Origin of the sequence: Paenibacillus piscarius, from assembly GCF_022234545.1 — a bacterium.
GTDB classification, from domain to species: domain Bacteria; phylum Bacillota; class Bacilli; order Paenibacillales; family Paenibacillaceae; genus Paenibacillus_AQ; species Paenibacillus_AQ piscarius.
Map to the genome: position 1 here is coordinate 285,731 of NZ_JAIEUI010000006.1, position 20,902 is coordinate 306,632.

16 protein-coding genes are annotated in these 20,902 nt (G+C 53.7%); 1 reads left to right on the top strand and 15 read right to left on the bottom strand.

All coding sequences use genetic code 11. The features are described from left to right. Nucleotides 1-121: 121 nt before the first annotated feature. The 12 genes from K1558_RS13145 to K1558_RS13200 form a co-directional block, all read right to left on the bottom strand. A complete protein-coding gene (locus K1558_RS13145) occupies nucleotides 122-1,954 on the bottom strand; it encodes a sensor histidine kinase (protein WP_238652033.1) in 1,833 nt (610 codons plus the stop codon). Beyond that, nucleotides 1,951-3,408, bottom strand: coding sequence for a response regulator transcription factor (locus K1558_RS13150; RefSeq protein WP_238652034.1), 1,458 nt, complete (start codon nucleotides 3,406-3,408; stop codon nucleotides 1,951-1,953). The genes K1558_RS13145 and K1558_RS13150 overlap by 4 nt, the downstream gene beginning before the upstream one ends. A 101-nt stretch (nucleotides 3,409-3,509) precedes the next feature. Further along, nucleotides 3,510-5,114 carry an extracellular solute-binding protein gene (locus tag K1558_RS13155; RefSeq protein WP_238652035.1) on the bottom strand — a complete coding sequence of 535 codons (1,605 nt, stop codon included), beginning with the start codon at nucleotides 5,112-5,114 and terminating at the stop codon, nucleotides 3,510-3,512. Nucleotides 5,115-5,229: 115 nt separating this feature from the next. Further along, entirely contained in the window at nucleotides 5,230-6,135 is a 906-nt protein-coding gene (locus K1558_RS13160) for a carbohydrate ABC transporter permease (protein ID WP_238652036.1), read from the bottom strand. Then, nucleotides 6,129-7,079, bottom strand: a complete 951-nt coding sequence (locus K1558_RS13165; RefSeq protein ID WP_238652037.1) for an ABC transporter permease — start codon at nucleotides 7,077-7,079, stop codon at nucleotides 6,129-6,131. Before K1558_RS13165 ends, K1558_RS13160 begins: the two co-directional genes overlap by 7 nt. A 138-nt stretch (nucleotides 7,080-7,217) precedes the next feature. Beyond that, nucleotides 7,218-7,436 carry a hypothetical protein gene (locus tag K1558_RS13170; RefSeq protein ID WP_238652038.1) on the bottom strand — a complete coding sequence of 73 codons (219 nt, stop codon included), beginning with the start codon at nucleotides 7,434-7,436 and terminating at the stop codon, nucleotides 7,218-7,220. Nucleotides 7,437-7,483: 47 nt separating this feature from the next. Beyond that, the gene (locus K1558_RS13175; RefSeq protein WP_238652039.1) at nucleotides 7,484-8,671 is read right to left on the bottom strand and encodes a Ger(x)C family spore germination protein; all 1,188 of its coding nucleotides are present in this window, start codon (nucleotides 8,669-8,671) and stop codon (nucleotides 7,484-7,486) included. Between the two features lie 13 nt (nucleotides 8,672-8,684). Then, nucleotides 8,685-9,794, bottom strand: a complete 1,110-nt coding sequence (locus K1558_RS13180; protein WP_238652040.1) for a GerAB/ArcD/ProY family transporter — start codon at nucleotides 9,792-9,794, stop codon at nucleotides 8,685-8,687. A 34-nt stretch (nucleotides 9,795-9,828) separates the two neighbouring features. Next, a complete protein-coding gene (locus tag K1558_RS13185) occupies nucleotides 9,829-11,253 on the bottom strand; it encodes a spore germination protein (protein ID WP_238652041.1) in 1,425 nt (474 codons plus the stop codon). A gap of 47 nt (nucleotides 11,254-11,300) precedes the next feature. Next, nucleotides 11,301-12,272 (bottom strand): NAD(P)/FAD-dependent oxidoreductase, encoded by a 972-nt coding sequence (locus K1558_RS13190; protein WP_238652042.1) that lies wholly within the window; start codon nucleotides 12,270-12,272, stop codon nucleotides 11,301-11,303. 586 nt (nucleotides 12,273-12,858) lie between these two features. Then, on the bottom strand, nucleotides 12,859-13,617 hold the full coding sequence (locus K1558_RS13195; protein ID WP_238652043.1) for an AIR synthase related protein: 759 nt from the start codon (nucleotides 13,615-13,617) through the stop codon (nucleotides 12,859-12,861). Nucleotides 13,618-13,643: 26 nt separating this feature from the next. Further along, entirely contained in the window at nucleotides 13,644-14,507 is an 864-nt protein-coding gene (locus K1558_RS13200) for an AraC family transcriptional regulator (RefSeq protein ID WP_238652044.1), read from the bottom strand. Between the two features lie 181 nt (nucleotides 14,508-14,688). Here K1558_RS13200 and melA point away from each other — a divergent pair, with 181 nt between their 5' ends. Further along, on the top strand, nucleotides 14,689-15,987 hold the full coding sequence (gene melA, locus K1558_RS13205; RefSeq protein WP_238652045.1) for an alpha-glucosidase/alpha-galactosidase: 1,299 nt from the start codon (nucleotides 14,689-14,691) through the stop codon (nucleotides 15,985-15,987). 83 nt (nucleotides 15,988-16,070) lie between these two features. Here the strand turns inward: melA and K1558_RS13210 are convergent, their stop codons facing one another. The 3 genes from K1558_RS13210 to ppsA all read right to left on the bottom strand — a co-directional run bounded on the left by K1558_RS13210 (nucleotide 16,071) and on the right by ppsA (nucleotide 20,901). After that, nucleotides 16,071-17,327, bottom strand: coding sequence for a peptidase G2 autoproteolytic cleavage domain-containing protein (locus K1558_RS13210; protein ID WP_238652046.1), 1,257 nt, complete (start codon nucleotides 17,325-17,327; stop codon nucleotides 16,071-16,073). A 133-nt stretch (nucleotides 17,328-17,460) separates the two neighbouring features. Then, nucleotides 17,461-18,234: an ABC transporter ATP-binding protein gene (locus tag K1558_RS13215; protein WP_238652047.1), complete on the bottom strand. Its 774-nt coding sequence runs from the start codon at nucleotides 18,232-18,234 to the stop codon at nucleotides 17,461-17,463. A gap of 45 nt (nucleotides 18,235-18,279) precedes the next feature. Further along, complete coding sequence (gene ppsA / locus K1558_RS13220; protein WP_238652048.1) at nucleotides 18,280-20,901, bottom strand: phosphoenolpyruvate synthase; 2,622 nt, start codon at nucleotides 20,899-20,901, stop codon at nucleotides 18,280-18,282. Nucleotide 20,902: the final 1 nt, after the last annotated feature.

Consider the following 20,902-nt stretch of genomic DNA (forward strand, 5'->3'; position numbering starts at 1 on the left):
CATCAGCAGGCGGACTAAATCCAACTGCTCCCCCTTCCATCAACTGTTTCCCCATCCGCTTCCCCCTCCCTCCACAGCAAACAAGGCATCTCCCGATAAACGGAGATGCCCCATTCCACACTCACTTGCTATTCCCGTTTCCGCCCCCCGGCAGCTTCGGAATCTTCACATTCACCGTCGTCCCGTAGTCCAAGCGGCTGTCAACGGTGAGGCCGTAGCCTTCTCCGAACAGATGCCGGAGCCGGTTATGAATATTCAGCAGCCCGATGCCCTGCGCTGTCGGATTGGCCGCATCACATCGCTCTGCGTTGTCTGTTCCGAGCTTGGCCTGAAGCGCAGCCAGCTCCTCCGGCTCCATGCCTCTCCCCGTATCTGTAATGCAGAAGCATACATCGCCATGTTCATCCAGGCTTCCGGTCACCAGGAGCCATCCGCCCTGATCCATCCGCTCCAGTCCATGATAGACCGAGTTCTCCACAATCGGCTGGAGGATCATTTTGGGGGTCTCCAAATCTAACAGCTGCTCCTCCACATCCAGCGCCAGGTTAAACTTGTTCTCATAACGGATCTGGATGATCTTCATGTAGGCCTGAATGCAGTCCACTTCCTCGCGGATCTGCACCAGATTATCCTTTTTGATGCTGTAGCGGAAGATCTTTGACATGCAGTACGTAATCTGGGCTATCTCCCGGCTGCCGTACTCCAGTCCGATGCTGCTGATACAATTCAGGGTGTTATAGAGGAAGTGAGGATTGATCTGGCTCTGCAGGGCGGCGAATTCCGCCTGCTTCTGGCCCAGCTCGGATTCATATAACCGGGCCTGGGTATCGATCATCTCTTTGGCCATCTCCTCCATCTCATCCATCATCCGGTTGATGTCGCGTGCCAGCAGGCCTACTTCATTGGTGAACCGTACCTTGATGCGGAAGCCCATGTCCCGCCGCGCCACCCTCTTCATATCCATGACCAGTCCCATCAGCGGACGCGTCAGATTATGCATGAAGAAGCTGCCTGTAATAATCATACTCACAATAATACCAAGGCCCACCATAATGCTGACCTTGCGCATCGGGGTCATGTCAGCCGTCAGCTCCTGCACCGGAATCATGCTGACCACCCGCCAGCCGTCGGCCTGCTCCAGCCCCTTGACCTGGACGAGGATATCCTCTCCGTCAATAGTGGCCTTCACACCCTCAAGCAGATTATCCTTATTCCTGGACAATACATCCTGAAGCAACGTTCCCCGGGCATCGGAGTTGGTGGAGGCAATGACCTCATCCCGGTTATTCACAATGTACAGGGTGGAGTTCCGCGTCAGCTCGGTATTCTCCACCAGCCCCTGCATTTTGTCTATATTGACCATGACCGTACAGTACCCTGTAATTTGCGAGAAATGGACGCCGCCAATATTCTCAATAATCGGTTCTATATAGAAGAACTGTTCCGTTCCCGTTCTCCCGTCTTTCAGAATGGTGGTGAACCGCCCCTTCTCCCGCAGCGAAGGGTCCTGCTTATATTCACGGATAAAGCTCTCATACTGGTTGATGAAAAAAATATCGCCGCTCGACGACTCCAGACTATAAATCCGTCTTCCTGCGATATCATTGATGACAATTCCGCTTACATAGGAATTAAAGGACCTCATGTAATCCATGAGATCCAGGGCATAGGGCCCGCTGTCGAACGCTCTTTTGTAATCATCGCTCACGACAGAGAACTCCTGGATCAGCTTGCTGTTAACCGCAATACTGGTGCTGATCCGGATATCATTGAACACCGAGTCGATCTTGCGGCGGGTCTGCTCAATCATCTGGTTGCTGTAGGTGACCGCCCGCTTCTGCGTCAGATTCGAGAAGCTGTAGAAGAAATAGAATTCCATGACCATGAATATCATGATCGAGCACACGATGAACAGCCATAGCTGATGCTTCAGTTTCACCCTGCTGCTCTTCATGGCCGGGCGCTCCGCTCAGCTTCGCTTTTTCTGAATTTGGCCGGGGTCATCCCTGAGTGCTTCTTGAACACTTTATTGAAATAGTAGTAATCCACGTATCCGGACTTGACGGCAATCTCCTCGATGGACAGATCTGTCCGTGTCAGGAGCTCCCGCGCCTTGCCGATCCTCAGCTCGGCCACATACTCAGAGAAGGTCTTGCCCAGATTCTTCCGGAACAGCTGGCAGCAGTATACCTGATTGATGAAGAATTGGACCGACAGCTCCTTCAGATACAGCTTCTGCTCATAATTCCGGTCGATATAAGCGAGCATCCGGTTGAAGCAGGAGAGAATATCCCCCTCCTGTAAGGCCCGGCTGTTCCCTTCGCGGATGACGCCCAGCACATCATGCAGGTAGCTGCACAGCGACTCCAGGTCCTCGAACCGCTCCTTCAGCTCGGCATAATTCAGGAACTCCAGCTCCATATCCTTCAGTTCTGCAGAATAGGCATTAATCAGAAGGCCGACCGCCTGATTCCATAAGTAGACGACCTCGCTCATCCCCAGCCGGTGAAGCCGGAAATATTCCGGCAGTCCGGCAGTGTAGGCATCAATGCTGTCATATTGATTCTCGTGAACGATGCTGTACAGATCATCGATGCAGGGCTTAACCAGATGGAGTCTGGGTTCATAATGGACGGTTCCGCAAATATCCGCAATGAACACCTGGGAGGCGGCTTGCTCTGCTTCCTTAATCAGCTTGCCGATCTGCTTCAGCCCGCTGGTGATGCTGCTGATGCCCAAGACATAAGGAAGGTCCGGGCTGTCAACCGGCCACTCTTCGAGTTCCAGACCGGCCTTCTGCCCGCAAACCAGCACAACCAGCAGTGTATTGGCTCCAGTCTCAATCTCCAGCGTCTGAACCGCCTGCCCTTCCAGCTTCAGCTGCTCGGTGATCTTCGGCCTGTCCTCTTCATAATTAACCGCAAGCACGCGGAACCAGCCCGCATCCGAGCCTGAAGGCAGGTAACGCCTGATTTCCTCCTCATCTGCTGAGGTAAGCGCATCCAGCAGAAGATGATTGCGGGCGGCGCTTCTCTGCGAGGAATGCAGGGCGAGCTTCGCCAGGAACGTATCAGCCATATCCACATCCAGCGGCTTCAGGAAGTAATCCAGCGCCCCGAAGCGCAGCGCTTCCTGGGCATACTCGAATTCCGCATAACCGCTGATAATGACGAATTCCGTGCTGAGTCCCCGTGCCTTGGCAAGCTTCATCAGCTCCAGGCCGGAGATGTCCGGCATACGGATATCGGTAAATACAAGGTCTGGCTCCTCTGACAGAATAGCCTCCCAGGCCTGATGCGCACTCGTGAACTGTCCTGTGATTTCAAAGCCATACCGTTCCCAGTCAAAGGCGTTGCAGATTCCCTTAATCGCCCACGACTCATCATCTACAATCATGACCTTGTACATGGGTCTCCTCCTGAGGCTGTGGATTCTTCTGATGTTTACACAAAGGAAATGCGGATAAACCAGGCCAATGAACAGCCAGTGGTTTATCCGTATTTCAGGTGTTACTTCTTATTCGCCGTGACTTCCCTGTAGTTCTTCACGTTCTCTTCCTGAACCGCTTTGCCGCCGGCATCCATGTATTCTTTGACCAGCTTATCGTACAAGGCATCGAATTCGGACGCCTTGGCCACGATCAGACGGTCAATCATCTGCTTGTTCATGTCGCCAAGCGTCTTGCCGTACTTGATATTAGCTTCGTTAGGAACCCCGTAATAGAAGGAGGAATAACCGTCTGTCGTGTTGATTTTGTAGGATTCCATCGCGAGGGACTCATACTGCTTATCCCCGGAGGCCAGAGCTGCGGCATAGGTTTTGACGTTCTTCTCCGTGTCGCCCAGCTCAGCGCCGTTAACAATCACGGTATAATCCATATTCAGATTACTTGTCATCATGTTCTCGCCGGTCTGTGAAATCCCCTGCGGGATCCCATCTTTCATGGTATGGTTAACGCCTTCTTCACCGAACTGCAGGAAGAACATCACTTCCGGGTCCGCCATCCAGTTCAGATATTTGATCGCCAGCTCAGCGTTTTTGCTGCTTTTAGGAATGAAGGAGAATATGCCATTCTCATTATATACCTCTTTGATATATTTGCCTTCGGCATTTTTGAAGGTATCAATCGGAATATAGTTGGCGTCCGGCGCATTTTGCTTCAGCGGTTCACGGATCTTCTGGGTCATCGGATAATCCCAGTTGGCGGCATAGAAGCCTACCTTGCCGTTGGTAACATCAGCATCCGCCTGCTTGGTTGTTTTGTCCAAGGCAAAGTCAGGGCTGATCAGCTTCTCATTATAGAGCTTGTTCAGCCATTTGTAAGCATCTTTGTTGCCCGGCTTCAGCCAGTTGGGGGTGGTGACGAATTCCTCCTCTGACATCTCGCCCCAGAAGGATTGAACCAGGTTGCCGAAGGTGTAGTTCATGCCTGCCGCTGCTGTTGCCCACGGAATGACGCCGTTCACGTTGCCCGGGTTCTTGTCGCGGAAGGCCACCAGCGTATTGTACAGCTCATCTCTATTGGTTGGGACCGGCATCCCCAGCTTGTCGAGCCAATCCTTGCGGATGAACATCCCGTTCCAGGCGAGCAGGGTACGTTTACCCGGAATGGATACCTGTTTATCTTTATATTTGCCGTATGCGAGCACGTTCTCCCCGAGATAAGCCTTCAGTTGCTGGCCGTGAGTATCCAGCAGCTCGTCAAGCGTGTAAAGACCGTCGCTTTTGGCAAAACGGGTAACCAGCGTCCCGTCATAGGTGAAGGAGATATCCGGAGCCTGGCCCGCAGCCATTAATACGTTCAGCTTATCGACCTCTTGCGACCGGGGGACAGGTACATATTCCACAATGGCGTTATTCGGCTTGCCGAAATGCTCATTAACGTATTTAGTCCAGGTATTATTATTCAGGTCCGGCTGGCCCTGTACCCCCCGGTCGAATACCTCTACGGTCAGTTTGGCAGGAGGATCAGAAGGAGACTTTGCTGCATTTGACGATCCCGGCGCGGCTGGCTCTTTGCTCTCTTTATCATTGCCGCCGCAGCCTGCTGCAACGCCGGCCAGCAGCACGGTGCTGCACAGTACAGCCGATACTTTCTTGATGCCTGTCTTCACGGTATACCACCCTTTCATCCCTTATCATGATAGTAATCCAGATTATAGCTTCCTTGCCCCGGCAGCTTCAACTTCCGCCGCTCCGGCCTCCCCCCTTCCGCAGAGTATACCTGCTTTAGCCCTTGATCGCGCCCGTCATTACACCGTCTACGAAGTACTTTTGCAGCTTGGGGTAGATCAGCAGAATCGGAATGGTAGTGAACATGACGCTTGCAGCCTTAAGCGACTCCGGCACAATGAAAGCGCCTGCGCCGCCCTCACCGCCCTGCTGGCTGTCCAGCTGCTGGTTGGCTGAGATGATCTGATACAGCTTGAGCTGCATGGGATAGAGTTCTTTTTTGGTAATATAGAATAAGGCATCCTGGAATCCGTTCCACCGGTCTACGGCATAGAAGAGGCTTAAGGTGGCAATCGAAGGCAGTGAGAGCGGCAGTACAATCCGCAGAAGAATCCCCAGATCCGAGCACCCGTCGATGGCCGCCGATTCCTCCAGGCTCTCCGGAAGAGAGCTGAAGAAGGTTTTCAGGATAATCAGGTTGAACACGCTCATTGCGCCCGGCAGCACCAGACTCCAGACCGTATCCATCATCCCCAGATTCTTGATCAGAATATAGGAAGGAATCAGACCGCCGCTGAAATACATGGTGAAGACGAGAGCGGACAGCAGGAAGTTTCTGCCCCACAGCCGCTTTTTGGTTAATGGATACGCTGCACAGATTGTCAGGAACATACATACCACGGTATAAAAAATCGTCAGGACAATACTGTAGCCCAGCGTATACAGCATATCAACATCAGTCAGAATCGTCTTATACGTCTCTGTAGTAAAGCCTACCGGCCACAATCCTACCTTTTGCGCGATAATCGCTTCGTTGGAGCTGAAGGAAAGCGCTATCATATATAGGAATGGAACGATGCACGTGAACGACAAAGCTACAATAAACACTATTATGGCGATGTCTGCCACACTTGTTTTCCGGCCAATCCTTCTGGTTCGTATCGTATCTGTAACTTTCACCATATCCCATCCTCACCTAATTTCTTCGCCACAAAGTTGGCACCGACCAGCAGGATCAGACCTACCACGGACTGGAACAGCCCGACGGCCGTAGCCTGGGAGAAGTCTCCCGAGCTGATTCCCACTCTGTACACGAAGGTACTGATGACATCGGAATATTCGCTGACCAGTGAATTCCCCATGACAAAGGGGCGGTCGAACCCGATTGAGACCATTCTGCCAATCTGGAGAATCAACAGGATGTTAATCGTAGATTTGATGCCGGGGAGGGTGATATGCCACATTTTACGGATTCTGCTGCAGCCGTCCATATCAGACGCTTCATACAGCTCCTTGTTGATGCCTGTAATGGCCGCCAGATAAATGATCGTTCCCCATCCGATGTTCTGCCAGACGCCTACGGAAATGTAAGTGACCAGCCATGGAACCCGTTGTGACAGAAATTCAATCTTCGCCAGCCCCAGACTATCCAGGAAGTGATTGACCATCCCGCCGTTCGAGAACATCAGGTAGACGATCCCGCCGATGATGACCCAGGACATGAAGTGCGGCAGATAGAGCACGGTCTGGGTCACTTTTTTGAATCTGGCCATCCGGACCTCGTTCAGCAGAATCGCGAGAATAATCGGGGCCGGGAAGCCTGCCACTAAGTCCAGAACATTCAGGACCAGCGTATTTTTAAGGGCACGGTAGAAGCTGTCCTGTTCAAAAATAAACCGGAACACATCGAGTCCGACCCATTCGCTTCCACTCGTCCCCTGAAAAATATTGTAGTCCTGAAACGCCATCACCAAGCCATAAATTGGAGCATATTTAAAAATGGCAATGTACAGGAGCGGCAGCAGCAAAAGGATGTAGAGTATCGCATCTCTCCTGATCCTGAGCCAAAAGGTGTGTTTGCGTGCTAATCCGATTTGATCTTGCTGACTGTTTAAAACCGCTTTCATTTCTACCATCCCTTCGGCTGTATTAAGGAGCTCTCTTGTTCTTCATTATAGCTACCCGGGGAAATATAAAAATGTAATCGCTTAAATGAATTTGGTAATAACTTAAAAGACAGCCCCGAGAAGGAGCTGCCTTAGGCTTCATTTCATGATCAGATCGATCTTGCCGAATACCAGCTTCACCAGCTCGGTGGGACCCGGCAGGCCTGGCTGAATGAATAGAAGAATGGTTAGCCCCGCCGTCATCAGAGTGATGCCTGCTGCAACCCGTCTCGCCTTCTTGCTTTTGGTGTCCCGGAATTCAATAATGATGATCGCCGCAGACAGCAGCAGAATGCCCAGGATCATTGCTATCTTCATGCTTCCCACATCCTTGTCTGGTTGCCGGAGCTCAGGCGTCTATCCGGTCAGTCGGAGGATTGCTCCGGTATGCCCTGGGGTCCGGTGGATCTGCCGTTGCCTGTAATAGCCGTCTTAACGGACACTTCCACCTGCAGCCCGGGATACATCGTCTCCCACTGCTCCTTTTTCTTCTTCCATTCTTGCGGGTAATGTCTGCGGAAGCTGTCGGCGAACCGGAAAAAGTCGGTTTTCTGCTCCTTTTGCGACATGTGAAGGGCTTGCTCAGCGAGATCCTTGAGCTTCTTCGCCCATGCCTCCTTCAGCGCCTTCACCTTCGCCGGATCAGTCAGGTTGGCATCCGTTGTATTGAGGACCACTTCTCCCTTAGCCTGAATCCCGATCTTCATCATCCACTCTCCGTTAACAATACGGGGGGTGAGCATTGTAGTGATCTGCTTCGACAGAATCGAGAAGGAGCCGTCCTCACCTTCCAGTGCAACCGGCATGATAATATTATTCAGCTCTTTTATCATGAGCAGCACTCCGAGGCTAACCGGCTCTTTCACAGTGAGAGTATACTTGCCGTGCTTATACAGGCTTAACCCTTTGAGTGAGGGAGTTGTTGCATTCGGGCCATCATTCGGCTCCGGCGGAGCAATCACGATACGGGTCAGAACGGCTGAACCGCTGGCACCCTGGAGGGATTGGGACAATTCCAGCATGGTAACACGTGTGCCGAGGTTCATATTAGCCATCTCCCGGAGGGATTCGGAGGTGCTCCGCTCCAGCGGGTCCAGTAAGGCAAGAATATCCCTGGCGGAATCCTGGCTGGAGAAGACAAAGGCATGTTCGCGGAACTGCGGATAACGAAGGAAGAAGTCAACGAATTCACGCAGCCCATGCTTCCCCGCCGCCTCACTGATCACAATCACCTCGCATTGGCCCCAGAACATATGGCGGGCCACCTTCCGCTGCAGCCGGTTCAGCGCTTCGGCAATGTTCTCCCCTTTGGCCGTGCGGGTCATGGTCACGCCGCTTGCGCCTTCTCCGGCTCCGCCGCTCTCTGATCCGCCGCCTCCCTTGCGCGGGATGAAGATCTGGGCCGTCAACTGGGCCTGCCCCTCCTCATAATCCACACCTGTGGCCAGTACGATGGCCAGGTCATTGATCTCCGTGCGGTCCCAGCATCCGGCGAGGAATATACTGCTAAGCAATAGTGCCAATAATGCTGTAATGACTCTGAAGCCCCGCATAACCCTCCCTCCTTTATCCTTCAGCCTTGCTACGCCGCTTCAGCCCCTTCTTGAGCAACGCCAGTCCATAGATTGCGGCGGGAAGCCCGATCAGGAACAGCATGGTATAGATATTCGCCGAAGCACTCACCAGCGCGGCCGCCCCGGCTTCGCCGGTTACTACCCAATACGAAAACACAATACTGAGGAAGGATAGCGGAATCACCAGCGGCTTATAATCGTCAAGCCCGAACCATTCTGCGGCTGCGGTGGCGAAGATGTAGAGGAAGACAGAAATTTTGACAAAGATCCCGAAGATCCAGATCGCAATAATCAGCGCCTCGATATGCTGCAGGAAATCGGCTATCGTAATGTAACGGGCAGCAATCATCACCGGAAAAGCGAAGCTGTCCGTCAAATCGCCCATCAGCAGCAGGCAGAACAGATTGGTCACCGTCATCGCCAGTGTCGTCACCACCAGCGTGACGAACAGCGTCCGGGCCAGTCGTTTCCTGCTGTTCACATAAGGCAGCAGGAAGGCCAGCACAATATATTCACTGAACCACGCAGCCGGAGCCACCGAGCCTTTGATAATGGGAACGAGCCCGTTCTCCATGAACGGGAGCAGCTCGGCAGGCCGCAGCTCCCCGGTCAGTAGGACAAAGATCAGGCAGAGCATCACCACCAGCAGCGTAACGAACACCTGGGCGGTCCGGCTGACCACCTCAATCCCCAGCCTGACATTGATCGCACAGACGATAACCATAGTGCTCATAATGACCAGCAGAGGCGTCTGCGGAAGTGCATTATTGACAATGAACTCGCCGTATTCCAGGATAATCAGACCGTTCAGATGGGGTAAATAGAGCAGAAAGGCCAGTCCGATCAGCTTCCCCGGCAGCCATCCGGCGATCAGCAGACTGGACTGCATAATCGTTTTGCCGGGATAGAGCCGGTTCAGTCCAAGAGAGATGCCAATCGCTACAAAGCCTGACAGCGAGCCCAATATGGGCGATAACCACATATCATGTCCCGCATAATGCATGGTGATGCCGGGAACAGACAATATGGCGGTGGCAAGAATCGAAGGAAACACCAGATAGGCCAGTTGGGTAACGGATATTTGCCCTTTATCAGTCAGCATATGGATCCCCCTCTATGGTGTAGTCCGGTTGCCGTCATTTGCTCCGGGGCTGGGAGAGCCACAGCACATCCTTCAGCCCCTTGCCGAATGTCGGAGCCGCTGGCGACAGATAGGGTCTGCCGAATGAGCGCAGACTGCTGAGGTGAATAACCACCAGAATGATGCCGAGCATCACACCGATCAGCCCCAGCGTGCCCGCCAGAACCATCATGGGGAAGCGCAGCAGGCGGGTGGCGATGCTGGCGGAATAACGCGGGACCATGAAGGAGGCGATGCCGGTAATCGCCACAATGATGATCATTGGAGCGGAGACAATGCCCGCAGTGGTGGCTGCCTGGCCTATTATCAACGCGCCGACGATACTGACAGCAGAACCGATCTGCTTCGGCAGCCGGACGCCGGCCTCCCGCAGCGCCTCGAAGGAAATCTCCATAATAAGCGCTTCAACCAGAGCCGGAAACGGGATCTCCTCTCTCGCCCGCGCGATACTGAGCAGCAGAACCGTCGGGATCATCTCCTGATGAAAGGTAGTGATTGCGACATAAGCGGAAGGCAGCAGGAGCGACAAGGCATAGAAAATATATCTGAGCCAGCGGACAAATATGCTCATGTAAATATTCTCGTAATAGTCCTCCGGTGATTGCAGCATGGAGAACATATTAACCGGGCCGATCAGACTGAACGGGGTCCCGTCAATCAGCAGCGCGAAGCGTCCCTCCTGCAGATTGGAGACCACCACATCAGGCCGCTCCGTAGCAATCATCTGCGGAAAAGGCGAACCAGGCTGGTCGATGATGCCCTGCTCAATATACTGGCTCTCCAGAACATCTTTGATCTTCAGGCGGCTAAGCCGCCGGTGTACTTCGGTGACCAGTTCCGGCTGAATAATGCCTTCTATATAGGCAAGGATCACATTCGTGTGGCTGTACTCCCCGATCTTCTTGGTGTGCAGCTTGAGCGAAGGCGTCTTCAGCCGCATACGCAGCAGAGACTGATTCGAGGCGAGGGTTTCAGTGAATCCGTCACGGGCTCCGCGTACAGTGGACTCTGCAGCCGGTTCTTCCGGGGTCCGTGTAGGCACCTTATATAGCGGATAGCCTGTGCCTGAAGCCTGTCCTTCCAGCAGCAGCACAGCTTCGCCGTCCAGAACAGCTTCAATGGCCTGCTCTGCAGTCGCGATCCGGTGAATTGAGGAGACCGGAAGCTGGGCCGGTAACGCCTCTGCCGGTTCAATCTCCAGACCGGCCTGCTCCAGCGGAGCCAACACCTGCTGCTCCAGCCGCTCAGTATTACAGAGTCCGGAACAGTAGACACAGAGTGCGGAAGTACGGTGAAGGGTCTGGAATGAATGGAACACAATATCATCACAACCCGCAAAAACATCCCGCAGGACCTGCTCATTCTCTGCCAGCCGCTGAGTCAACAGGATCTGTTGCTCCTTATCCGTTGCTGCCTTCACGTGTACTCCCCCTGCTCTATGCCTTGAATTCCAGTTTCATAGTAATGTTATCCTTTGCTGCTCAGGGAAGAATTATGCAGACCGGCGTTCCAGGCTTCCCGGTTCAGCTCACCATTCAGTGCAGCAGCGGCTAGTGCCCCTGATGCGGCGGCGGCTATCGATTGATGCATCATTGTAACTGCATCCCCTGCGGCGTAAATACCGGGAACGCTGGTCTGGCCTGACTCGCTCGTCTCAAGGATGCCCAGCTCGGATACCCGGCAGCCCAGAGACTGCGGCAGATCCGTTCCCGGAGCCAGCTCGGGCCGGAAGAAGATTCCGGTACACGGAATTTCGGTTCCGTCCGTCAGCTTCACATGGTTAACCATCCCTTCAGCGGAGGTAATCTCACGGATTGGGGTATCGAATAACGGAATCTCATGCGCACGCAATTCATCGCGTTCCGCCTCTGTGAGTTCATCGGGACCATTCGTGCAAACCGTGATCCGCTTGGACCAACCGGACAATAGCGGAGCCATATGCTTGAGCGCCTCCCCTCTGCTGATGAGCACCAGCGGCTGGTCTCTTAATTCCCAGCCGTCGCAGTACGGGCAGACAAAGGCACTTTTCCCGTAGACCTCGGCCAGCCCCGGAATGTCCAGCCTGCGGTCCTTCATGCCTGCGGCGAAAAGCAGCTTCTTGCTGGTAATTTTACGTCCTGAAGCTGTCTCCAGCAGGAATGCTCCATCTTCGCCGGCAATGGATATTACGGTATCTTCAATGTGAGAGACTGAGGGATAAGGTGCGAGCTGCTCGATGGCAATCCGCCGTAGCTCGAACGGAGCAATTCCGTCCCGGGTCAGGAAGCCATGCGCTTCCCGGGTGACCGCATTACGCGGCTGTCCCGCATCGATCACAACCGTCAGTTTCCGTGCGCGCCCCAGCATCAGCGCGGCGTTAAGGCCGGCAGGGCCACCGCCGATAATTACTGCGTCTGCATTAACTGCATTTGCGGGATCATGATTTTTCAAATTCGTCATTTGTAATTCCTCCTAGTGGTTGGTGTCCAGTGTGGCGGTGACGGCAGGCTAATTCGCGGATATTAGAGACTTCTATAGTCTGTGAATATTACAAAAAAATAGCTATCTCATCTTCCATCTGCGTCGTCCTAATAATATGCATCGCCACAATCAAGGACTATGAGTGTCTATAATAACTTTAAATTTAAATGATGTCAACTACGCTGCTTTGTCGCGGTTTGATAGCGGATGAGCCTGGGGATTGGCGTTTACTGGAGCGAATCGTTTGCTGGATCGAATATAGTTGGATTCCCTCCACTTGCTTAAGAACTTATGGTGTAAGCCGGGGAAACAGTTGGAAAAATGGCACTTAACTCATCAGGTTTTAGCTGAAATAGCCCAACTCGTGAATAGCAGATGCTGTTTTTCCAATTGTTACTGGCCATCCCGCAGAATGTGGGAAACTAAGATACGTTTATCCATTTACTTACCGGCAAGGTAGGTGTAGCGTGAAATTTCTCCGTTGAATTCTCGCAGAATTAGTCCAGCTAATCGACGGCGATGCTCCTCTATATGTTGAGAGTGGTATTCACCTTTCGCAGACCGGTCAAGGCTGCAAATAACCGATAATTTCCATCTTCCCGCCTATTCCCGATTGAAGACCGGCAAGATGTTGTTCCTCTGCCGCAAAAATCACCGCTGTCGCCGGCCCCCCGGATGCCTCCAGCATCTCCGTGATCCCCGGCACTGGGCGGAAGCTGCATCCATTCAGCTCAGCCATTAGTCCCGCCTCATACCCTGCTCCCTTCGAGCCGACCGGGTGAATATCATGGACTTCAGGGGCGGCCAACAGGAGCTGAAGCTGAGGGAGTGTGCATAGACTAGCCTCCTGCTCCAGCACGGCGCTGCCCACCAGCGGCTCGCCCAACATCACGATACAGTCGCCGGCCTGTGAGCAACCCAGCTTCAAGTGCGCTTCGTCTGCCTCCCCGATCACCGTAATTCCAATGCCGGTCTGGGAGGTTGCGAAGTTATCCTCCGTACTGCCGTTCACATGAGCGGCGGTGAGTCCGGCTTCCTCCAGCAGCCTGCTGATGCCCCGGATAATCTCATTGCCTGTAGGCTCCTTCTCTACAGCCAGAGTATCAACGACCGTCAGAATTTCCGCTCCAGCGGACAGCACCTCCATCACGGCTACCCTGGCCGCATAATACCCGGCGATCTCCGGCGAGGTCTGCACCGCATCCATCGGCTTGTTGCCGATGCTGGCACTGGAGTCACAGCCGATAACCAGCACCCGGCCCTCCCCTCTGCGCACTACGGTCAGATCGCGGATTCTTTGCACCTGCGGTTTGTTCATCATCATTCTCCCCTCCTGCGACTTGTCTCTTGCTAATTTCCGTTCCTGAGTGCGGCCCGGTATTCGCTCGGCGGCATCCCCGCAGCTTTGCGGAATTGCTTGGAGAAATACAGGGCGTCATTGAAGCCGACCGAGGAGGCTACCTGTTCGATGGTCAACGGGCTTGCCAGCAGCTCCCTTGCCTTGTCCATCCTGACTTTGAGCAAATATTGCTTGGGTGACATTCCGGTGCGTTGCTTGAAGGCCTTGGACAAATGAACCCGGTGATAGCCGAGTGAAGACGCGATGTGGTCAATGCTGAGCTGCTGGTGGAATTGCAGCGTAATCCAGCGGATCGCCTGGTCGATCTGCCGGTCGATCATCTCCGGCATTTCGCTTGGGTGCCGCGGCAATTCGTCCAGATTGTCCTGCCCAAACCGGTGGAGCAGCAGCCGTACCCAGCCGGAGGCCTCCAGGCTCTCCAGCCGTGGATGGGCGGATTGCTTGAAGGATTGCCGGATGCCCGAATACAGGTTATGCAGCTCCGTAACCGAATCCGAATGGACGAAAGGCCGTTCCCTGGTGATCCCGACCGCCCGGAGCTGATCCAGCACGCCGATGCCCTGCAAGGCGACCCACACATAATGCCACGGGTTGTCCGCATCGGCTCTATAGCTGAATAACATGCCCGGGATAATCACAAAGGTGTCCCCCGCCTTGCACTCCGCCGAGAACGTATCGGTCTCGAACCGGCCGCTGCCCTCAAGTACCGTATGGATCAGGTAAAAATCATGTACGGACGGCCCTATGGTATGTCCGGGAAGCGGTCTCCCCTCGCCGCTGAACAGCACGGACAGCTCCTGCTCCTCCGGCGTCAGGTTAATGCCCAGGGTGAATTGATAATGATCCGGGTCCATGCAACATTCCTCCATATGTATCTTGTCTTTCTCCATAGCCCGCGCAGCGGTTCTATTCTATAGTGATTATATTAGAAATCAGCGTAAAAAGCTTCTGTTTCAGCACATTTCTGTCAGAATCATCGGCAAGCGGCCATAGGACAGAAGGCTTTTTCCGCATCTTACAGGAGGCTACTCACTTATGTCCAAAGTTACATTTATCGGTGCCGGAAGTACCGTCTTCGCGAAGAATGTCCTCGGCGATATCATGGCTACTCCTGCCCTGCAGGGCTTCGAGCTTGCGCTGTTCGATATCGATCTTCAGCGCTTGAATGACTCAGCAAGTATGCTCCAGAATCTGAAGAAAAGCAGCGGCAGCACTTGTACCGTAACTACCTATACTGACCGTAAGGAAGCGCTGCGCGGTGCCAAGTATGTAGTTAACGCCATACAGGTGGGCGGGTATGATCCTTGTACGATTACCGATTTTGAGATTCCGAAGAAATACGGCCTGCGCCAGACGATTGCTGACACGGTGGGCATTGGCGGGATCTTCCGCAACCTGCGCACCATTCCGGTCATGCTGGACTTCGCGACCGATATCCGTGAGGTGTGCCCGGATGCGCTGTTCCTGAATTACACGAACCCGATGGCCGTTCTGACGAATGTCATGAACACCTACGGCGGCGTGAATACGATCGGCCTGTGTCACAGCGTACAGCAATGTATTCCCGGATTATTCGACCATCTGGGCATCGACAAGACAGGCGTTCAAGCCAAAATCGCCGGCATCAACCACATGGCCTGGCTGCTTGAAGTCACCAAAGACGGCGAGGACCTCTACCCGGAGATCAAGCGGCGTGCAGCCGAGAAGCAGCTTGAACCGCACTACGATATGGTCCGCTATGAGATGATGCTGAAATTCGGCTACTATATTACCGAGTCCTCTGAGCATAACGCCGAATACCATCCATACTTCATTAAGCGGAACTATCCCGAGCTGATCGAACGGTTCCAGATTCCGCTGGATGAATATCCGCGCCGCTGCGTGGAACAGATCAAGCAGTGGGAGCAGATGCGCGGGGAGCTGGTGAACAACCAGGATCTGACGCATGAGCGTTCCCATGAATATGCTTCATACATTCTGGAAGCCATGGAGACGGATGTGCCGTTCAAGATCGGCGGCAATGTGATGAACACCGGGCTGATCACCAACCTGCCGCGTGAAGCCTGCGTTGAGGTGCCTTGTCTCGTGGACCGAAGCGGCGTAACGCCAACCTTCGTCGGCGATCTGCCTCCGCAGTGCGCAGCGCTGAACCGGACCAATATCAACACCCAGCTCCTGACCATTGAAGCGGCTATGACGGGCAAGAAGGACCATATCTACCACGCCGCCATGCTGGACCCGCATACCGCTGCCGAGCTGTCGATGGATGACATTGTCAGCATGTGCGATGATTTGATCGAGGCCCATGGCGACTGGCTACCGAAGTATCAATAAACAGCAATAATGAAGGCAGCAATCCTCTGTAACAGGAGAATTGCTGCCTTATGTTTTTGCGTTACGCCCGCTTGCATAATCATTTATTTCACATAAATTTTAATTTGATTAGGTGCTGTTCTCGCAAGAACGCGGTACCCTTCTACTGAAGCGGTTGCTACTCCATCCTCACCAGGCAGACAGAATCCGTTCACCTGACAGGTTCCATCATCACGGACCAGCAGCTTGCCCATGGTTCCTACAGCCACCCACTCTGGACGATCCATCCGTGACACATAGGTTTGGGAAGAGTCGAATTGGGGATGAATCACAGCCGCTTTTAGAGTATGCGCAGGAGCCAGAACATTGCCCTCGCCGTCAGTCACAGCTTCTACTACCCGGTCTTCATATTTGACCCTGCCCCATTCATCCTTTTCGTATTTACCTTTCCAGTTCAAGGGGCTTGCATCGCCAAGGACAGAGGGCTTTGCACTGACTACGCCTAAGATATAATTGTCTGCCGGCGTTGCTTTTCTGACCCGCTCCCCAACCGTGGTCACAAAATATCCAGGCTCGATCGGCAATCCATCCACCGTCTCAAACATTTCGGCATAATCGGCGCCAGGAGATATTACCGTGCCTTGAAGGTACAAATTTCCCGTAGACCCCTGAAGTACAGCAGCCAGGTCAGGGTTGCCTGGAGTACCATTGGCTAAATGCCAGGAAGCGGGGTAAACTGTCTGACCATTGATACCCATAATGTGAGCTTCAAAGTGTTCTTCAAGAACAACTGTAGAATTACCTTCAGCATGAGAGCTCTGAGCACCGGCAATTGTAGAAACTCCTTCTGCATGAGAATAGTTTGCATTCGCCTCAGTAAAGGAACCTTCAGCATGAGACGAAAGCCCGTTCGCCTGAGTGGAAAAGCCTTCTGCATGAGCAGCTGGCCCGGCAGCTACAGTCAAGTAGCCTTCTGAGTGAGAGTATACACCACTTGCAGTGCTCTGATTGCCTTCCGCGTGTGAAGCTACACCCGAAGCAGTTGTCTGAGCACCCTCAGCGTGAGATTGAGTTCCGGAAGCAACAGTTAGACCTCCCTCAGCGTGGGCAGAGTCATTGATTGCATAGGTATTGTAACCTTCCGCATGTGCGGCCGGTCCTGAGGCAAGCGTCGCGTACCCTTCAGCATGGGACGTATCCAGAACTGCAAGAGTCTGGTATCCTTCAGCATGTGCCGCAGAAGCACTGGCTGTGGTCTGAGACCCCTCAGCATGAGAAGCAAACCCGCTTGCGGTAGTGGAGTTCCCCTCTGCATGCGAGCAAGCTCCGGAAGCATTCTGATTGCATCCTTCATCTGCCATAATCCATACCTCCTAATATTGTGGTTTTTATGGTCCTGCCCTACACAATATTACGGACTTGATGAAATGGACACGGCATGTCTCCCGGGTACAAAACACTATTTGTCATGGCTGCTACGGAAAGTCTCTTATATTAGCCCAAAGTCAGCCATTTGCGGTTATGGTGCTCCTGCACCTCAACCGGGGTATCGAAGAAATCGCTAAGCACCTCGGACTTCAGACACTCCGCGGTCCCGGCAGCTTTATAGATTTCCCCTTTCTTGACCAGAAGGGTATGCGTGAAGCAGGGTGCAATCTCCTCGATATGATGGGTTACATACAACAAAGTGGGGCCGCCCTCCTGCTTCGTGATCTTCTCAATCATCTGCAGCAGCTGCTCCCGCGCAAAAATATCCAGCCCCGTGCACGGCTCGTCCAGAATAAGCAGCTCGGGATTAGCAATCAGCGCGCGTGCAATAAGGATCTTCTGGCGCTGCCCCTGTGATAAGGTATCATAAGTGCGTGTGGCCAGGGCTGAGCAATCCAGGAATTCCAGCAGCTCCTCTGCCTGCTTCAGATCCTCTTCTTCCGTCTTGTCGTACAGCCCGATTGTGGCAAATTTGCCGCTCAGGACGATGTTCAGCGCCGTCTGATGGCCGTAGAGCTTCTGCTGCAAAGAGGTGCTGACCCAGCCGATCCGCTTGCGCAGCTCTCTCAGGTCTACATCGCCGAAGCGGTGGCCCAGCACCTCCACTTGACCTTGGGTAGGCCATATATAGCCATTCACGACATTCAGCATAGTCGTTTTGCCTGAGCCGTTCAGACCGACAATACACCAGTGCTGTCCCTGCTGTACCTGCCAATTCATATTTTGCAGAATCATCGTCTGCTCACGCCGCCAGGATACATTTTCAAGCGATATAATCATGTTCAGGTGCTCCCCCTTGCCTCAATAATAGTCTTTAATGAAACATTATAGCAGCTCGACATATCCTGCGCTTCCATTTATGCGAATTCGTTGCCCGTCCTGAATCCGTGAGGTCGCATTTTCCACACCGACAACGGCAGGCAAGCCGTACTCCCGGGCAATCACAGCCCCGTGGGTCATCAGCCCGCCGACCTCGGTAACCAGCCCTTTAATGGAGAAAAATAGCGGTGTCCAGCTGGGGTCTGTATACGAGGTGACCAGAATATCCCCATCCTCCAGCTCTGCCTCCTCCATGTTACAAATGACCCGTGCCCGGCCCTCGACCACTCCTGTAGAGACAGGCAGGCCTGCCAAGGCTCCGGGCGGGAGATCCTCCCGTCTGTAACGGCCGGACAGGATTTCACCCTCGGAGGTGATGACACGGGGCGGCGTAAGCTTTTCAGCTAATTTGAATTCGTCCTTGCGGCTCTTAATCAGCCCGTCATCGACCACACCAGTGCGAACGGCCTCGTGCAGCTCCTCAAACTGCAGATAGAAAATATCTTCCTTGTCATAGATGCTGCCTGCCAGCACGAGCCGTTCCGCCTCCTGCATCATCGCCTGTTTGTAAACCAGATAGCGGCTGACCATCCCGTATTTCGGATATTCCCGGTACCCGATATAATGCCGGACCAGCTCGATCCGTAGTCTGGTTTCCCGCACCTTGTCCCCGCCATCCGGCAACAACTGCAAGCGCTCAATAATCTCCTGTTCCTTTTCCAGGGCTTCCTTCAGCCCCTGCTGGAATTTCTGTCGGCCAGCTCCCGGTGCAAACTGCCTGATATTGCTGAGAATCATAGGAATCAGAATCGCCGGATTCTCGCTCCAGCGGGTTCGGGTAATGTCGATCTCTCCCGTACAGCGCATTCCGTATTTATCGAGATACTCTGTCAGTGCTGCATGTGCGGCTTGCCCGCCTTCTAATGGAAGGAGTCCGGCCAGGAAATCCCTGACCTGTAAGTGCTGCTGCAAATAATCGATGACCTGCGGAAAAGGACGGATCACATCGGCCACATCAAGCAGCGCAAGGCCCATGGCTGAGGTAATGTTGTTGTCCACCGATTGCGATAAGGTATCTGCTGCGTTGATTTCGCCGAGCCACTCGTTTAAATGTTCGTTTAACCACGCTGATGCATCCATGGCAGCCATGAACACCGCTGTACTCTGCGGATTGAACAGCAGGCGCTTAAGCTCCTTCATATCCTCCCGGATAAAATCAAACAATGCCGCGCCGGTTTTGCCTCGGATCTCCTGCTTCAGTTCTGCCACCGAGGCTTCGTTAATCTTAATCAGTTCTGTAACGATGGCCGGATCGGACTTGAGCGCAGCCTGCTCCTGGGGAGCGGGTATGTCTGGTTTGCTTGCAGCGGAGCCGGGTGCGGGCTCAGGCGCTGGCAGCAGGGGGATGAAATCCTCCCGCTGAGTGATCGTCAGCAGTGCATCTTTGACTAACGGATCGGACTTGCCAAGCGTATCAATAATCGTCTGTCTGGCGGGTGAAGCCAAATGCGCGGTGATGTCAACGAACAGTCTGGCACCGGCCACACGCATAGGGGCAGGAGTAACCATCAGGTGAAAAGATAAGCCCAGCGGCTTCATCGCATCTGTCATCATCTGCCCGTGTCCGACTGAGATATACGCGCGGTTCTCTGAATCCCCGGAATCAGGGATGGGAAATAAGGTAGTAATCGGCCGGCTCTGGACGATATAGAAGGTATCATCAGCCAGACACCACTCGATATCCTGTGGAACCCCAAAGTTGGCCTCAATCTGCCTCCCGATCCGGGCGAGCTGCACAATTTGCGGTTCCGTAAGCGTCTGCGCTTCCTGCTGAACGGGATTAAGCGGGCGGACTTCTGTACCGCCTTCGGGTAAGGCGTAGACCGCGAGTTTTTTGGAGGCAATCCGCTGCTCCACGATGCGCTCATCCCGTACCTTATAGACATCCGCAGATACTATGCCTGAGACGAGTGCTTCACCCAGACCATAACCGGCATCGATCGACAACAGCTTGCGGTTATTCGTAACGGGATCGGCGGTGAACATGATACCTGCGGCCTGTGGAAAGACCATTTTCTGCACAATGACAGATAAATAGACCTGGCTGTGATCATAGCCCTGCTGCATCCGGTAGCTCACTGCACGGTCCGTGAACAGCGACGCCCAGCATTTGCGGATGTGCTCCAGAATGGCGTCCAGGCCAATCACATTTAAATACGTATCCTGTTGACCGGCAAAAGAGGCCTGTGGCAGATCCTCAGCCGTGGCACTGGAGCGCACCGCATACGCCTGATCCTCCCCAAACCGCGAGAGCTGCCCCGTTACTGCGGCCACAACTCCGGGCGGAATCTCGGATGCTTCAATCGTCTGGCGGATCGCTCTGCTGATATCGGCCAATTGCGCCGGGTCCTGGTCTTCGGCTTGCATCGCCGTTAACCGTTCCAGCAACGCCTGATAAGCTTCATTATGCCGGGTAGCTTCCTGATAACCCTCCGTAGTCACACAGAAGCCTTCAGGTACATGAAGGCCTTCCATCCGCGACAGCTTGCCCAGGTTCAGCCCCTTCCCGCCAACCAACCGCAGCGGCGCGTTGTCTAATTCCTTAAGCCCCAGAACCAGTGATTCCATT

Excerpts from the sequence above, each read along its gene's own strand:
- K1558_RS13145 (WP_238652033.1), bottom strand. The coding sequence starts at position 1,954 with ATGAAGAGCAGCAGGGTGAAACTGAAGCATCAGCTATGGCTGTTCATC.
- K1558_RS13150 (WP_238652034.1), bottom strand. The coding sequence starts at position 3,408 with ATGTACAAGGTCATGATTGTAGATGATGAGTCGTGGGCGATTAAGGGA.
- K1558_RS13160 (WP_238652036.1), bottom strand. The coding sequence starts at position 6,135 with ATGGTGAAAGTTACAGATACGATACGAACCAGAAGGATTGGCCGGAAA.
- K1558_RS13165 (WP_238652037.1), bottom strand. The coding sequence starts at position 7,079 with ATGAAAGCGGTTTTAAACAGTCAGCAAGATCAAATCGGATTAGCACGC.
- K1558_RS13170 (WP_238652038.1), bottom strand. The coding sequence starts at position 7,436 with ATGAAGATAGCAATGATCCTGGGCATTCTGCTGCTGTCTGCGGCGATC.
- K1558_RS13175 (WP_238652039.1), bottom strand. The coding sequence starts at position 8,671 with ATGCGGGGCTTCAGAGTCATTACAGCATTATTGGCACTATTGCTTAGC.
- K1558_RS13180 (WP_238652040.1), bottom strand. The coding sequence starts at position 9,794 with ATGCTGACTGATAAAGGGCAAATATCCGTTACCCAACTGGCCTATCTG.
- K1558_RS13190 (WP_238652042.1), bottom strand. The coding sequence starts at position 12,272 with ATGACGAATTTGAAAAATCATGATCCCGCAAATGCAGTTAATGCAGAC.
- K1558_RS13195 (WP_238652043.1), bottom strand. The coding sequence starts at position 13,617 with ATGATGATGAACAAACCGCAGGTGCAAAGAATCCGCGATCTGACCGTA.
- K1558_RS13200 (WP_238652044.1), bottom strand. The coding sequence starts at position 14,507 with ATGGACCCGGATCATTATCAATTCACCCTGGGCATTAACCTGACGCCG.
- melA (WP_238652045.1), top strand. The coding sequence starts at position 14,689 with ATGTCCAAAGTTACATTTATCGGTGCCGGAAGTACCGTCTTCGCGAAG.
- K1558_RS13210 (WP_238652046.1), bottom strand. The coding sequence starts at position 17,327 with ATGGCAGATGAAGGATGCAATCAGAATGCTTCCGGAGCTTGCTCGCAT.
- K1558_RS13215 (WP_238652047.1), bottom strand. The coding sequence starts at position 18,234 with ATGATTATATCGCTTGAAAATGTATCCTGGCGGCGTGAGCAGACGATG.
- ppsA (WP_238652048.1), bottom strand. The coding sequence starts at position 20,901 with ATGGAATCACTGGTTCTGGGGCTTAAGGAATTAGACAACGCGCCGCTG.